The organism is Paenibacillus sp. JJ1722 (assembly GCF_048282685.1).
Lineage (GTDB): Bacteria > Bacillota > Bacilli > Paenibacillales > Paenibacillaceae > Paenibacillus > Paenibacillus polymyxa_B.
This window is the reverse complement of the sequence record NZ_CP182500.1, coordinates 3,538,400-3,552,245: the sequence shown is the minus strand read 5'-3', so window position 1 is coordinate 3,552,245 and position 13,846 is coordinate 3,538,400. Positions and strand designations below refer to the sequence as shown.

Genomic DNA, 13,846 nt, shown 5'->3' with positions numbered 1-13,846 from the left:
ACTAAGTATGTTCGTTACAATTAGGGGGAGCAAGTATGAAATCAGATAAAATTTCAGAGGCTGTCGTACGGAGGTTACCCGTATATTTACGTTATCTGAATGCACTTCACAAACGGGAGGTGGCTACGGTCTCTTCTCAAGAGTTGGGACAGAGGCTAGATTTGAACCCGGCCCAAATCCGTAAAGATCTCGCCTATTTTGGAGATTTTGGTCGGAAGGGTATCGGTTATGATGTTTCTTATCTAATTGAGAAAATACGCCATATCCTGAAAATCGACCAGCAAATTAATGTCGTATTGGTCGGTGCGGGTAATCTGGGGCAAGCCCTTTCGAATTATAACGCTTATTTAAAAGACAATATGAAGATTGTCGCAGTATTTGATGCGTTTCCGGATAAGGTAGGGACCAAGATCAATACATTGGTCGTTCAACCGATGGATGAACTGGAAGCGACTGTGAAAGAAAAAAACATTCGAATCGGGATTATTACCGTACCTGATTTTGAAGCACAGCACGTGGCTGACAGGCTTATTGAGAGCGGAATTGGAGCGATCCTGAACTTTGCACCGACTACTCTCAAGGCACCGGCCAACATTCGGATTCATGCCACAGACTTTACAACTGATTTGCTTAGCCTCGCTTATTATTTGGAGGACGGAAAGGAAGAAACACAATATGACAGTGAATAAATGGATGATTAAAAACGGCTCTTTTGCCGTAAATGGATCAGAAGCTGGGGTAGTCCATGGTTTTATGATTGTGGAGGATAGCCGTATTACTTATATTGGCGAAACTTTGCCTGCGGGTGAGGAAGAGACGGAAGCGATCGATGGTAAGGGGCTATTGTTTTTACCTGGTCTGATTAATACTCATGGTCATGCGGCGATGTCTCTGCTGCGTGGGCATGGAGATGACTTGGCACTTCAAGTATGGCTTCAGGAGAAAATGTGGCCTATGGAAGCCAAGTTTACATCTACGGACGTGTACTGGGGTACGTCCTTGTCTGTGCTGGAAATGCTGAAAGGTGGAACAACGACCTTCCTGGACATGTACGATCATATGGATGAGGTGGCTCGTGTAGCTGAAGAGTCAGGTATTCGTGCAAGTCTGATGCGTGGAGCAATTGGACTATGCTCGGAAGAAGAACAGCGAATCAAGCTGGCTGAGGCCGTGACTTTTGCGCGTAACTGGCATGGTAAAGCAGACGGGCGTATTACAACGATGATGTCTCCGCACGCGCCATACACATGTCCACCTGCGTTTATTGAAAAATTCGTACAAGCAGCGCATGATCTGGACTTGCCACTGCATACGCACATGTCTGAGACGATCGCCGAAGTGGAGCAAAACGTACGCGACTACGGTTTGCGTCCAGTTGCACATTTGGATAAGCTTGGCTTTTTCTCCCGTCCTTCGCTTATTGCCCATGGCGTTCATTTGAACGACGAAGAAATAGCTTTACTGGCTGAACGTGGTGTAGCGGTTTCGCACAATCCGGGTAGCAACTTGAAGCTGGCAAGTGGTGTGGCAAGAGTGCCTGAATTGCTGCGTGCAGGGGTTACTGTTTCTCTCGGAACGGATGGTCCTGCCAGCAATAATAACCTGGATATGTTCGAGGAAATGCGTCTGGCGGCACTTATTCACAAGGGTGTATCCGGTGACCCTACGGCAGTTCCTGCAAGTGAAGCGCTGCGTCTGGCAACAGAATACGGTGCAAAGTCGATTGGTTTAAAAGAAGTAGGAGCGTTGGCAGCGGGCAACAAGGCTGACTTTATCGCGTTGGATCTGAATCAGGCACATTTCTTGCCGCGTACAGATCTTATTTCCCATGCGGTATACTCTGCAAGCGCCAAGGACGTGGCTCATGTGTGGGTAGACGGTCGCCAGGTTGTGAAAAACGGCGAATGCCTGACTATGGACGAGGAACGTATCAAACATGAGGCACAAGCCGCCTTTGAAGGGCTGCTGTCGCGCTAATTTAGGTGTCACATCCCCTTAGAGAGGAAGCACAGGTTTGAAAAATAAGAAAAAATGGATAGCGGTCGCCATTTTGGCCGTGATACTGATCCTGGTCAGCATTTTCTGGTATTATTCCTATGTTACTCAAGACCAGGTGGCTGAGAAAAATGCCGCTATCATTAAGGCCAAGCAATCAGCTGGTCTGGTTAGCACGACTCAAACATGGAAGTCTGTGTGGGATCAGGTATATTGGGTGGTTCAGGGGAAAAATGCACAGAATGAAAATATAATGGTGTGGGTTCCTTTTCAAAAAGTGGAAGGACAACCTAACGTACCTGCCGCAGATAATAGCGGTGTTCACACCGAGTTGCTGAAGAACGGAGTCGATGAGCAAAAAATGACGGCAATAATTCAGCAGCAGCTTCCAGGTGCAAAAATTGTAAGGCTTCAGCCGAGTGTGTTCAATGGCGAATATGTGTGGCAGTTGTTTTACGATGATGGAAGTCATCATTACTACACCTTTTATCGTTTCTCAGATGGGGTAGCGACGGGTGTGAAATATACTTTGCCCAATAACTGAGCTGGTGTGAGGATTGGCAAATGTGGAATGAATGACTAGTAAATGATTAAAAGCTCAAGAAAAAGACGTAAATACGACAAAATTCGTATTTACGTCTTTTAGTTTTGCTATGCCGTAAAGCTGGCTGAAAGCCAGTGAAGCATCTTTACCTATCCATCTTCTCTCCTAGGTCAAATTCATCTTTGTGGCGGGCAATAGCGGAGTGGAGGATTTGAATCTGGAGAAGCGGAGCGTTCGCCTTTGCCGCCGGATTTTCCCCATAAGAATCTAATCGAAAAAATCCGGTGGCAACAGCGATCGTAAGATCAAATCCTACACGCAGCGTCTCGCCTCCACCATAACCAAAGATTTTGCCTCATCACAACTCCTCCACACATTGCCTTCGATATTAGATATACGTTATGATATACTATATTTTATAAGTGATAGACAAAAATGATAGAAAAAAGAATTGCTGATCACTATAAGATCATGCAATTTGGTTGTTTGTTGACATTCGTCCCGTTTCTTCTGGGTTTTACATTTTGAGAGGAGGATGTTGTTTGAAATTGCGTGCAGTTCCTATCGTTGTGGCGGCAGTTTTGGCAGCTTTGCTGCTATTTGGGGGATGGTTCATTTACCGTCAGGTTACAATGCAAAGTCCTCTGGAAAAACTGGTATCTCAATATCCAGGCGTGACAAGCGCTCAAATAGATATTAAACAGGATCAGGTTGTATTGAAACTAGATCTCAAACCGCAGGCGGATGTGGCCAGATTGGTCGATGTGGTTAAGCAAAAAGGACAATCCATCATTGGCAGCCGCACCATTAAGTTGGATATCGCAGATCGTTCCAATTCAGCACTGAATCAATGGTGGTCTGAGGCTATGTTTCCTGTGGCCGAAGCGATGGAAAATAAAAAGTATACTCAAATTTCATCTACAGTTGAGCAGATGAAAAAGAAAAAGACGGGTATCAAAGCTGATACCGACATGGATTCGAACAATGTCTATATCCGACTCAGCGAAGGTAAAGCGACCAAGTTTATCGTTTTGCCACGTCAATCTCAGCAAATGGGGGTATGGCCTAATGCCTAGATGGATTAAGGAAATATTAATCGGCATTGTGCCGGTAACCATTATATTTCTCGTTTTTATTGGGGTAAATATTATCCCTCTTCTGGTTGCTGGCGTGATGCTCAGCGGCTTGTTAATGCTTATGCATGCGCGTGGCGGTTTGGCCGTAGGTGCTGGGCAAGAGCGTAAACGTAAAAAAAATGGTCCGGACAAGCTGACTTTTGAGGAAATCGGTGGGCAAGAAAGCGCTAAGCAGGAACTGCGCGAGGCCCTGGATTTTTTGAATCGACATGATGAAATTTCCAAGTTTGGTATCCGTCCATTAAAAGGCGTTTTGCTCACTGGTCCTCCGGGAACAGGAAAAACGCTGATGGCGAAGGCAGCGGCACACTACACTAATTCTGTATTTGTTGCAGCCTCAGGTAGTGAATTTGTTGAAATGTACGTTGGTGTTGGAGCGGGTCGTGTCCGTGAGTTGTTTCGGGAGGCGCGTACTCGTGCAGCCAAGGAAAAGAAGGAAAATGCAATTATTTTTATTGACGAAATCGATGTAATTGGTGGTAAACGTGAGGGTGGACAGCAACGAGAATATGATCAGACTTTGAATCAGTTACTGACAGAAATGGATGGTATTTATTCCGCAGATACACCGCGGATTTTGATCATTGCGGCAACAAACCGTAAAGAAATGCTGGACAGCGCCTTAACGCGTCCAGGGCGTTTTGATCGTCATATTCAAGTGGATCTGCCTGACAAGAAGGGCCGTCTTCATATTCTAAAAATTCATGCCAAAAACAAACCGATTCAGGAAGATGCAAATCTGGACAAAATTGCTGAGGAATCTTACGGGTTTTCCGGCGCACAGCTGGAGAGCGTGATGAATGAAGCGGCAATCTATGCGATGAGACAGGATCAGAAAATGATTGCGCAGAAGCATCTGTCGATGGCGATTGACAAAGTGATGATGGGTGAAAAGACAGACCGAGAATCGACCTTGGAAGAGAAAAAACGTGTAGCGATTCATGAACTAGGACATGCTATTATGGCCGAAATTGTTCGTCCCGGTAGCGTAAGCCAGGTAGCACTTAGCCCTCGTGGGAAAGCGCTTGGCTATGTGCGCCACAATCCACAGCAAGAGCATTATTTATACACCAAGCAGTTCCTGGAGGAGCAAATTATGATCTCGCTCGCAGGGGCTACGGCGGAAGAAATGTACTATGGCGGTCGCAGTACCGGCTCAAGTAATGATTTTGAGCAGGCGCTGAACATCGTCCATACGATGATGACTTCCGGTTTGACTTCACTTGGCATTATTAACATGGAAATGGTAACCAAAGAAGAACTCATGCGGGAAAATGGCGAGATAATGGCTGACCTGCATACCCGAACTTCGGAGCTGCTGGAAAAGCATCGTCCTGTGTTCGACAACTCACTTGACATCCTGATGAAGGAAGAAACTCTGTCTGGAGACCAATTTAGATGTCAATTTAGTGAAAATGCTTTATTACCAGCATAATTTTTTATGCTGGTTATTTTTTTTTACTTTTAGTCCGTGCTAAGATATTATTATCTATTGGGACATAAACATGTATTTTTCGACAAAGAAGGATACAATATATGAGAGTGACCAGGAAAGGGTGGAGTAAAGAATCATGCAATTTAAAAAAATCGGCGTCATCGGCGGCGGCACCATGGGACAGGGGATTTCTGAAATGCTCGCGTCCAAAGGAATCGATGTGCTGCTGGTAGAGCAGACACCAGAGAAACTAGACTACGCCTACAATATGATTGAAACGAGTCTGGACAAACAACTGGAAAAGTGGGCAATTACTCAAGCTGAGAAAAAATTGATCTTATCCCGTATTCAAAAAGTAATTCATTTGGCGGAGCTCGGCAGCTGTGATATGGTCATTGAGACTATTACAGAGAATCTGGACGAGAAGAAAGCAGTGTTCCAAGAGCTAGACCATGTGTGTCCAAGCAATATTATTCTTGCAAGTAATACATCCACGCTGAGCCTGACCGAGCTTGCTAGCTCGACCAAGTATCCTGAGCGTGTTATTGGTATGCACTTTATTTATCCAGTATCCCGTATTGATCTTGTAGAAATTATTCGTGGTTTGAAAACTTCGGACGATACATTTGAAAACACTAAAATGTTCGTGGAAGAGATAGTGGAGAAAAAAGGAGTCATGATTTATGAATCTCCTGGATTCGTAACAAGCCGGATTATCTGTCTGCTGATTAACGAAGCGGCCCATGTACTTCAAGAAGGCGTGGCTTCCGCTGATGATATCGATGACGCTATGCGAATCGGATATAACTTCCAAAGCGGCCCTTTGGAAATGGCTGACCGCTTTGGTCTGGATTCCGTTTTGGCTGCTCTGGAGCGTATGTTCCGTGAATTCGGCGAATTGAAATATCGTCCGTCCATCGTACTGAAGAAAATGGTGCGTGCAGGTAATCTGGGCGTGAAATCGGGCGAAGGCTTCTTTAAGTACGACAAGGATGGTGACCGGATATGAAAATTCTCGTAATCAATGCAGGGAGTTCTTCCCTGAAATACCAATTGTATGATATGACGGACGAGTCCGTTCTGGCAAAAGGATTGGTAGAGCGCATCGGTATGGATTCCTCCATTCTGACGCATAAGCCAACCAATAAAGAAGAATACACTGAAGTTAGCGAGATTTTGGAACATACTACAGCCATCCGTAAAGTGCTGAACGTACTCACAGATGCTGAACATGGTGTAATCTCCAGTACTAGTGAAATTCAGGCTGTGGGCCATCGTGTGGTTCATGGAGGCGAAATCTTCAAACAGTCAGCAGTTGTAACGCCTGAAGCGAAGAGTGAAATCCGTCGCTTGTTTGACCTGGCGCCACTGCATAACCCTGCTTCCATGATGGGGATTAAAGCGGCTGAATTGAATATGCCAGATGTACCACAGGTTGTGGTATTTGATACCTCGTTCCATCAAACTATGCCTGAAAAAGCTTATATGTACGCCATTCCAAGAGTGTTGTACAATAAGTATAAGGTTCGTCGTTACGGTGCCCACGGCACTTCCCATGATTTTGTAAGTAAGGAAGCCGCCAAATTCCTTGGTCGTCCTTTGGAAGACCTGAAGATTATCACTTGTCATATCGGTAATGGTGGTAGTGTAACAGCAGTTCAAGGCGGTTTGTCTGTTGATACTTCCATGGGTATGACTCCATTGGAAGGTCTTATGATGGGTACTCGTAGTGGTGATTTGGACCCAGCAATCGTACCTTATGTCATGAACAAAGAAGAATTGACTGTCAATGAAGTCAATTCCATGTTGAACAAGCATAGTGGACTTTTAGCTATCTCCGGTATCAGCAGTGACATGCGTGAAATCACAGAAGGTATGGAAAAAGGCGAAGCTAATTCTACATTGGCATTCGAAATGTATGAATACCGTCTGCGCAAATACATTGGATCGTATGCTGCCGCAATGAACGGAGTAGACGTAATTGCATTTACAGCAGGTGTAGGCGAGAACTCCATCGTTCTGCGTAAGAGAGTGTTGGAGCAATTGACATTCCTCGGTATCGAGCTGGATGAATCGTTGAATGCTATTCGTTCTGGCGAGCCTCGTCGGATTACAACTGCAAATTCAAAGGTAGAAGTACTGATCATTCCAACGAACGAAGAACTGGTTATTGCCCGCGACACGTTCCGTTTGGTTCAGTAGTTCGGTTCGAAAGTGTAAACTTTATGCATGCGGACTATTGTTTGAGTTCCGCATGCACCAAACAGCGAGAGCAAACAGCCTGACCCAGGGGGAAGGGCTGTTTGATTTTCGGTTAAGAGGAGAGAGACGGTCATGACGAATAAAAGTACGATTGCCCAAGTGGGCCGCCATGTAGGGGAAACGGTTACAATCGGCGCTTGGGTAAACAATAAACGATCTAGTGGTAAAATTCAGTTCCTGCAACTGCGCGATGGTAGCGGGTATATTCAAGGGGTTATCGTGAAAAGCGAAGTGTCCGAGGATATTTGGAATGACGCCAAATCCTTGACTCAAGAGAGCTCCCTTTACGTTACTGGAGTGGTGCGTGAAGAACCGCGTAGCCAATCGGGCTTTGAATTAACGGTTACAGGCATTGAAATTATTCATTTGACCGAAAACTACCCGATTACACCCAAAGAGCATGGTGTAGATTTCCTGATGGATCATCGTCACTTGTGGCTGCGTTCCGCCAAGCAACGTGCTGTTCTGATCGTACGGGCGGAAATTATCCGTGCTGTACAGGAATTCTTTAACGGCAACGGCTTTACGAAGGTGGACCCACCTATTTTGACTCCTTCCTCTGCAGAAGGTACAACAGAGTTGTTCCACATTAAATATTTTGATGAAGATGCGTATTTGACACAAAGCGGACAGTTGTATATGGAAGCCGCGGCAATGGCGCTGGGCAAAGTGTATTCCTTTGGTCCAACTTTCCGTGCGGAAAAGTCCAAAACACGTCGTCACCTGATTGAGTTCTGGATGATCGAGCCTGAGATGGCTTTTGTGGATCATGAAGAATCCTTGCGCGTTCAGGAGCAGTTTGTAAGCCATATCGTGCAATCTGTTCTGAAAAACTGTGCGAAGGAGCTTGAAACAATCGGACGCGATGTTTCGAAGCTGGAGCAAATTCAAGGAGAATTTCCACGTATTACGTATGATGAGGCGATTGCCTTCCTTCAAGGTGAAGGTTTCGATATCCCATGGGGCGAAGACTTTGGTGCTCCTCATGAAACGGCGATTGCTGAAAGATATAACAAACCTGTGTTCATTACACATTGGCCAACTCACATTAAGGCATTCTATATGAAACCAGACCCAACCCGTCCAGAGGTTGTTCTGTGTGCCGATATGATCGCTCCTGAAGGCTATGGTGAAATTATCGGGGGTTCCCAACGGATTGATGATCCAGCATTGATGGAAGAACGTTTTAACGAGCATAACTTGGCTCGTGAAGCCTACCAATGGTATATGGATCTGCGCACCTATGGTACCGTTCCGCATTCCGGCTTTGGACTGGGCCTGGAGCGTACAGTAGCATGGATTTGTGGACTCGATCATGTACGTGAAACGATTCCGTTCCCACGCATGCTGTATCGTTTGTATCCGTAACCGATGACCGGATCATTCGACAAGACATCAGCGGCAGAATGGGCGGAGGGAGTAGCCTTTGCTATGGAAGCCGGAATGGTCCAGATTCCCTATGCCCTGCTCAAGCATTATCGGACACTTCGGCTGACAGATGGTGAAATGCTGCTACTGATGCAGTTGCTTGCCTTTAAACAAGCGGAACGTAATGAATTTCCGACATGGGAACAATTGCAGACCCGCATCGGATGTACTGCGAACGAAATCGCACTCTATTTCAGTAAGCTCATGAAAGAAGGATTTTTGAGAATCGATTCCGTAGAAGACCGCAGCTCATCCGTACAATTCGAACGTTACAATTTGACGGGGCTGTATCGTAAGTTGGCAGAATGTATGATCGCTGAGCGTAACGAGCAGCACGATGAAGATGACATTTTGTTTGCCGGAAAGCCGGATTTACTGAATGGAATAGCAGAATCCCCGCTTACAGAAGAACGGAATTTGTTTACGATTTTTGAGAAAGAATTCGGGCGACCATTGTCACCGATGGAATACGAGACGATCACCAGCTGGGTGGATCAGGATCGGTATCCCGAGGAGCTGATTTTGCTGGCTTTGAAGGAAGCGGTATTTGCAGGGAAGGTACATTTCCGGTATATAGACCGTATTTTGCTGGAGTGGAGCCGAAACCGTGTTCGTAATGCACAGGATGCCAAAGAATACGCCCAGCGATTCCGTGGTGGCGGACGCAATTGATATATCGGTCTAAGCCTTTTAGGCTAAGCAGTAGACTTATGTATCGAGGTTGTCACTACAAATTGGCTAATGTGCAATGAGAACAATCTGGAATATCGCCTGTGCGCGTGAACTAAGCCGAAATGAAAGCGAGTAAATAGGCTTTAATGATAGAGGACACACCATTCCGTCAGGAGGGTGTGTCCTTTTTAAATATTTTTTTGAAATATGCAGGGGAAGGAAATTTCCTGGCGTCTATAGTATTGGGAAGGGGGAGAGCGTCATTGATATAGAGAGAATCATTGAACGAATACGGTCCGGTGACCGGCAGGCGTTCCGTGAGATCGTAGAGCTGTACAGCAAGCATGTATTTCATGTCGCCTATTCGGTACTGCATGACAGCAAGGAAGCAGAAGATGCCGCGCAGGAGGCATTCGTTCAGGTGTACAAGTCTCTCCCCCAGTACCGGAACGAAGGATTTAAAACGTGGTTGAGCCGAATTGCGCTCCACAAAGCGCTGGATATTAAGCGCAAACAGGACAGACGACCCGCAGAGCTTATAGACGTCGCACAATCCCTTGTACAGCTCCCTTCCCGGGATGAGGATGTGCTGGCTCGTCTCATTCGCGAGGAGCAAATTGAAGAACTATCGCAAAAAATCGCCCAGTTGCCCCAGCAACATCGGGATATTATTCAAGCCTATTATATGCAGGGCAAAACCTACGACCAAATTGCAGAAGAGACGCAGGTAGCTTTAAAAACAGTAGAGTCGAGGCTCTATCGGGCGCGGCTATGGATTCGAAACCACTGGAAGGAGGAGGAATGGCAATGACTGACCAACAGGATAAACCGTGGATTGAAGGGAAATCGAATGACTGGCATGCTTACATTGCAGGAACTTGCACGATAGAGGAGTCTGCCCGGCTGGAAAAGCTCCTGCTGGAAGACGAACAGGCGCTGATGCTATATCTTGTCGCACTGGAGCAACTGGAGTCAACTATGAAAGATTATTCTGCCTGGATGGATACGGAGCGCTTCACAGATCAGGTAATGGCCGTTCTTCCCGAGATAGAAGCTGAACCGAATCAAGTTCTGTTTAAAAAACGCCGCTGGTTTGAAAAACCTGTGTTTCACTACGTTGTCGCCGCAAGCCTAACGTTGATCTTGTTGTCCAGTGGAGCCTTTGACAAAATGATGCCGCAAACAGATGGAAAGCCGATTCCTCCAAAAGAACGCGTTTCTTACAGTGAAGAGGTCATGCGAGCTACAACAACCTGGCTCGATAAATTAAAGCCCTAAATCATCGGATAAAGGCTGAGATGAAAAAACTCAAACAACAACCTTCAAATGGGGACTTTATTAAATCCCATAAATAGAAAGGAAGTGTAGCGATGCCTTATGCGGAAAGAAGCAAGCTCTTGGCATTTCTATTGAACATCATTCCCGGTGTGGGACACTACTACTGGACCAGAAAAGCCAATGCGTTTGTATACACCATTTTGTTTTTCGGATGTCTGGCGGGAGGATTATTTTTTTCAGTGGTTTCAAGAGACGAATTACCTTTATTGGCCAGTATGTTTGTTGCCGCTCTTTTTTGGGGGCTGAGTATGCTGCATATCATTATTAGCTTATTACGTTATGATCCTCGTGCAGCTGCTGTTCCATATCCCCCACATGCAGGACCCAATCCATATGGTTATTACTCGCAAAGTGGGCCTTATGGACATGCTGGTTCAACGGGAGAGGTACCGGAGGGGGCAACAGACGCGGATGTGGATGCACCGGGAGCAGGAATGGGATATGGCCCGGGCTATAACCATTATCAACAAGGACACTATGGTATGGCAGGATCACCTGCTTTTCAAAAAGGATCGGAGAATGAACGCTTTTTTACGATTTTGCTGTCGTTCATTCCTGGATTGGGACACCTTCATTTGGGGCTGATGCAGCGTGGTTTGTCTTTTCTGCTATCTTTCTTTGGCTTTGGAGCGATCCTCGTTTTTATTACCAGCATTACAAACGAATCCGGATTTTTGGCGTTTGCGGGCGTGCTGCCGATCATTTGGCTGTATTGCATGTTTGATGCGGTGCAGCATGTACATCGCAAACAAGCGGGAGAAATGCTTCAGGACCGGACTTTGTTTGAGGAACTGGAGCATGGAAGAGTCGAGGGACGGCGGAGTAAAATGCTGGCTACCATTTTATCGGTATTTCCCGGTGCTGGACATATGTATATCGGTTTGCAAAAGCGTGGACTCCAGCTTATGCTTCTGTTTTTAGGAGGCATCTATGTACTGGACGTGCTATATCTTTCACTCTTTTTGTTCCTGATTCCGGTGGTTTGGTTTTACAGCTTTTTTGATGCGTTGCAGCAAGTAAGCCGTTATGGACGGGAGCCGCTGATCGACAAGCCTGTGATCGGTATGTTTGCACAATATCACCGCTGGGTAGGCTTGGGGTTGCTATTGCTGGGCGCCTATTACATCTTAATCAACGTACTAGTTCCTACTCTGGATCGTCTGTTTCCGAATGGAGAGATTTATAATTTGGTTGACATGTATCTACGGACGATTATCGTATCCTTATTGTTGATTGGCGGTGGTATTTGGATGATGATTGGGAATTCCAAATCTAAACGAGTAAAGGAGAAGCAATAGAATGGATACTGAGTTTTCAAAGAGTGAGGCTCCCTTTAAGGGAGCCCATCATCCTCATAGCGATGGAGGAGGCTCCACAGGTATATTTGGTACATCGTCTAACAAAAATAGTTCCTCTAAAGCGTCAAACGCTCCGGCAGGGGTGTGGAAAGTCGGAAGGCTGTCAATGGGACTTTTCCTCGTCCTGCTGGGGGGCATAACGTTTGCCTCCAAGTTTTGGGGAGCGGGCATACTGGACCAGGCTTTGACCTGGTGGCCTGTCGTTTTTGTTTTGCTGGGGTTGGAAATTTTAATGTATACTGCTTGGAAAGGGACGCGTGAGCGCATTCGTTATGATTTATTCAGTATGTTTATTACGGCGGTATTGGTTTTTTGCTGTATCGGATTTGCCTTGGTCAGTTCATTGGGGATCACTCCGCAAGTCAGAGAAATAATGAGTTCGGTTCAGGAAACAAGGCTTCTCCCAGACTGGCATGAAAAACTGCCTGCCGGAGTGACCAAGGTGATTGTACAGGGAGAAGATCCTTATGCGGTCAAAATTGATGCAACCACCTCACCGGAGGTGCATGTGTTCGGGAGTTATGTATACACAGGCAAAGAGGACGAAATAAAGGGGCAAGATTTATATCAGACCAAGCAAATCGGCGATACCTTGTATGTATTACTGGGTCAAATTCCGACACGGTTTATGCAGACTCAGCAGCAGCTTGATGTTACGATTGCTGTACCTGAGGGAATTACGGTTACTGTGCGCGATAGCCGAGGAAATATAATTGAAAAATAGGGAGATCTTCCGGCTCCAACTTTACATTTCGTATCATTCACGCGATACTGAAAGGGAAGCCTGAGATGTCATCCATGTCGCTAACTAATGGTGCATTTGCTTATCAGGCGAAACTTGATGATGTGCAGTCGAATAGCGATTGTAATCGGAAATGAGGGAGAAAAATGATTTCGTTGAATCCTGACACGCTTACAGGGCGTGAAAATTATAAGCTGTTGACCGGAAGTATCATCCCAAGGCCGGTAGCCTTTGTAACGACTTTGAGCAGCGAAGGGGTGCTGAATGGTGCGCCGTTCAGTTATTTTTCCATCGTAGCTTCTGAACCGCCACTGCTGTCTGTATCCGTACAACGTGTTGATGGAGTACCCAAAGATACAGCACGTAATGCGATGGAGCATAAGGCTTTTGTCGTACATATCACAGACGAGGACAATGTGGGAGCGGTGAATGTGACGGCTTCCCGTCTGTTGCCGCAGGAGAGTGAGGTTACACTGGCAGGCCTTACCCCGGTCAAAAGTACAAAAATCGAAGTTCCCGGTGTGGCAGAAGCGAAAATACGTATGGAATGTATTCTGGAACAGGTTATACCGTTGGGAGGTCAGGAGGACACACCTGCCTGTGATCTGTTAATCGGACGCGTAGTGCAGTATCATTTGTCCGAGGAAGCGTATCAAAATACGTATGTGATTGCTAAGGAGTTGCGTCCAGTAAGTCGTTTGGCTGGGAACAACTATGCGAAGCTAGGAGAGCAATTCACGCTGGAGCGTCCCCAATAGGGGGCGTTTTTTTACAGCATATCCAAAATTATATCAGGAGGATTCTTATTCATCATATTTCCTTTTATGTCGCTAGTAGAATAGAAATACCCTTATTATAAAAAAAGAGAACGTTCCTGTGCTATCGCTTAGGCTCCGTTCTCGATATTCAATGACTACTTTTACAAATAAGGATACG

At 45.9% G+C, this 13,846-nt stretch carries 14 protein-coding genes; all 14 read left to right on the top strand.

The features are described 5' to 3' along the window. Positions 1-35 precede the first annotated feature (35 nt). The 14 genes from ACM1ND_RS15780 (at position 36) to ACM1ND_RS15715 (ending at position 13,668) form a co-directional block, all read left to right on the top strand. Positions 36-689 (top strand): redox-sensing transcriptional repressor Rex, encoded by a 654-nt coding sequence (locus ACM1ND_RS15780; RefSeq protein WP_013310684.1) that lies wholly within the window; start codon positions 36-38, stop codon positions 687-689. Then, positions 676-1,977 carry an amidohydrolase gene (locus ACM1ND_RS15775; protein WP_053325662.1) on the top strand — a complete coding sequence of 434 codons (1,302 nt, stop codon included), beginning with the start codon at positions 676-678 and terminating at the stop codon, positions 1,975-1,977. Before ACM1ND_RS15780 ends, ACM1ND_RS15775 begins: the two co-directional genes overlap by 14 nt. A 37-nt stretch (positions 1,978-2,014) precedes the next feature. Next, a complete protein-coding gene (locus ACM1ND_RS15770) occupies positions 2,015-2,539 on the top strand; it encodes a DUF5590 domain-containing protein (RefSeq protein WP_076159301.1) in 525 nt (174 codons plus the stop codon). A 542-nt stretch (positions 2,540-3,081) separates the two neighbouring features. After that, positions 3,082-3,615, top strand: a complete 534-nt coding sequence (locus ACM1ND_RS15765; protein ID WP_023989132.1) for a hypothetical protein — start codon at positions 3,082-3,084, stop codon at positions 3,613-3,615. Further along, positions 3,608-5,110 carry an AAA family ATPase gene (locus ACM1ND_RS15760; RefSeq protein WP_023989131.1) on the top strand — a complete coding sequence of 501 codons (1,503 nt, stop codon included), beginning with the start codon at positions 3,608-3,610 and terminating at the stop codon, positions 5,108-5,110. Before ACM1ND_RS15765 ends, ACM1ND_RS15760 begins: the two co-directional genes overlap by 8 nt. A gap of 136 nt (positions 5,111-5,246) precedes the next feature. Next, entirely contained in the window at positions 5,247-6,119 is an 873-nt protein-coding gene (locus ACM1ND_RS15755; RefSeq protein WP_023989130.1) for a 3-hydroxyacyl-CoA dehydrogenase family protein, read from the top strand. Continuing rightward, on the top strand, positions 6,116-7,312 hold the full coding sequence (locus tag ACM1ND_RS15750) for an acetate/propionate family kinase (protein ID WP_023989129.1): 1,197 nt from the start codon (positions 6,116-6,118) through the stop codon (positions 7,310-7,312). Before ACM1ND_RS15755 ends, ACM1ND_RS15750 begins: the two co-directional genes overlap by 4 nt. A 132-nt stretch (positions 7,313-7,444) precedes the next feature. Next, positions 7,445-8,740, top strand: coding sequence for an asparagine--tRNA ligase (gene asnS, locus ACM1ND_RS15745; RefSeq protein WP_013310674.1), 1,296 nt, complete (start codon positions 7,445-7,447; stop codon positions 8,738-8,740). Positions 8,741-8,743: 3 nt separating this feature from the next. Further along, entirely contained in the window at positions 8,744-9,472 is a 729-nt protein-coding gene (locus ACM1ND_RS15740) for a DnaD domain-containing protein (RefSeq protein ID WP_069079758.1), read from the top strand. Positions 9,473-9,608: 136 nt separating this feature from the next. Further along, complete coding sequence (locus tag ACM1ND_RS15735; protein WP_305954142.1) at positions 9,609-10,283, top strand: RNA polymerase sigma factor; 675 nt, start codon at positions 9,609-9,611, stop codon at positions 10,281-10,283. Continuing rightward, positions 10,280-10,750 carry a hypothetical protein gene (locus ACM1ND_RS15730; RefSeq protein WP_023989126.1) on the top strand — a complete coding sequence of 157 codons (471 nt, stop codon included), beginning with the start codon at positions 10,280-10,282 and terminating at the stop codon, positions 10,748-10,750. Before ACM1ND_RS15735 ends, ACM1ND_RS15730 begins: the two co-directional genes overlap by 4 nt. A 92-nt stretch (positions 10,751-10,842) precedes the next feature. Beyond that, positions 10,843-12,108 carry a multi-tm2 domain protein gene (locus tag ACM1ND_RS15725; RefSeq protein ID WP_254347444.1) on the top strand — a complete coding sequence of 422 codons (1,266 nt, stop codon included), beginning with the start codon at positions 10,843-10,845 and terminating at the stop codon, positions 12,106-12,108. A 1-nt stretch (position 12,109) separates the two neighbouring features. Then, entirely contained in the window at positions 12,110-12,892 is a 783-nt protein-coding gene (locus tag ACM1ND_RS15720; RefSeq protein WP_069079756.1) for a hypothetical protein, read from the top strand. A gap of 164 nt (positions 12,893-13,056) precedes the next feature. Further along, entirely contained in the window at positions 13,057-13,668 is a 612-nt protein-coding gene (locus tag ACM1ND_RS15715) for a flavin reductase family protein (protein ID WP_028540656.1), read from the top strand. Positions 13,669-13,846: the final 178 nt, after the last annotated feature.

What these genes read in the sequence shown, in the direction of transcription:
- ACM1ND_RS15730 (WP_023989126.1), top strand. Translation starts at nt 10,280, where the DNA reads ATGACTGACCAACAGGATAAACCGTGGATTGAAGGGAAATCGAATGAC.
- ACM1ND_RS15725 (WP_254347444.1), top strand. Translation starts at nt 10,843, where the DNA reads ATGCCTTATGCGGAAAGAAGCAAGCTCTTGGCATTTCTATTGAACATC.
- ACM1ND_RS15780 (WP_013310684.1), top strand. Translation starts at nt 36, where the DNA reads ATGAAATCAGATAAAATTTCAGAGGCTGTCGTACGGAGGTTACCCGTA.
- ACM1ND_RS15775 (WP_053325662.1), top strand. Translation starts at nt 676, where the DNA reads ATGACAGTGAATAAATGGATGATTAAAAACGGCTCTTTTGCCGTAAAT.
- asnS (WP_013310674.1), top strand. Translation starts at nt 7,445, where the DNA reads ATGACGAATAAAAGTACGATTGCCCAAGTGGGCCGCCATGTAGGGGAA.
- ACM1ND_RS15755 (WP_023989130.1), top strand. Translation starts at nt 5,247, where the DNA reads ATGCAATTTAAAAAAATCGGCGTCATCGGCGGCGGCACCATGGGACAG.
- ACM1ND_RS15740 (WP_069079758.1), top strand. Translation starts at nt 8,744, where the DNA reads ATGACCGGATCATTCGACAAGACATCAGCGGCAGAATGGGCGGAGGGA.
- ACM1ND_RS15750 (WP_023989129.1), top strand. Translation starts at nt 6,116, where the DNA reads ATGAAAATTCTCGTAATCAATGCAGGGAGTTCTTCCCTGAAATACCAA.
- ACM1ND_RS15760 (WP_023989131.1), top strand. Translation starts at nt 3,608, where the DNA reads ATGCCTAGATGGATTAAGGAAATATTAATCGGCATTGTGCCGGTAACC.
- ACM1ND_RS15715 (WP_028540656.1), top strand. Translation starts at nt 13,057, where the DNA reads ATGATTTCGTTGAATCCTGACACGCTTACAGGGCGTGAAAATTATAAG.
- ACM1ND_RS15720 (WP_069079756.1), top strand. Translation starts at nt 12,110, where the DNA reads ATGGATACTGAGTTTTCAAAGAGTGAGGCTCCCTTTAAGGGAGCCCAT.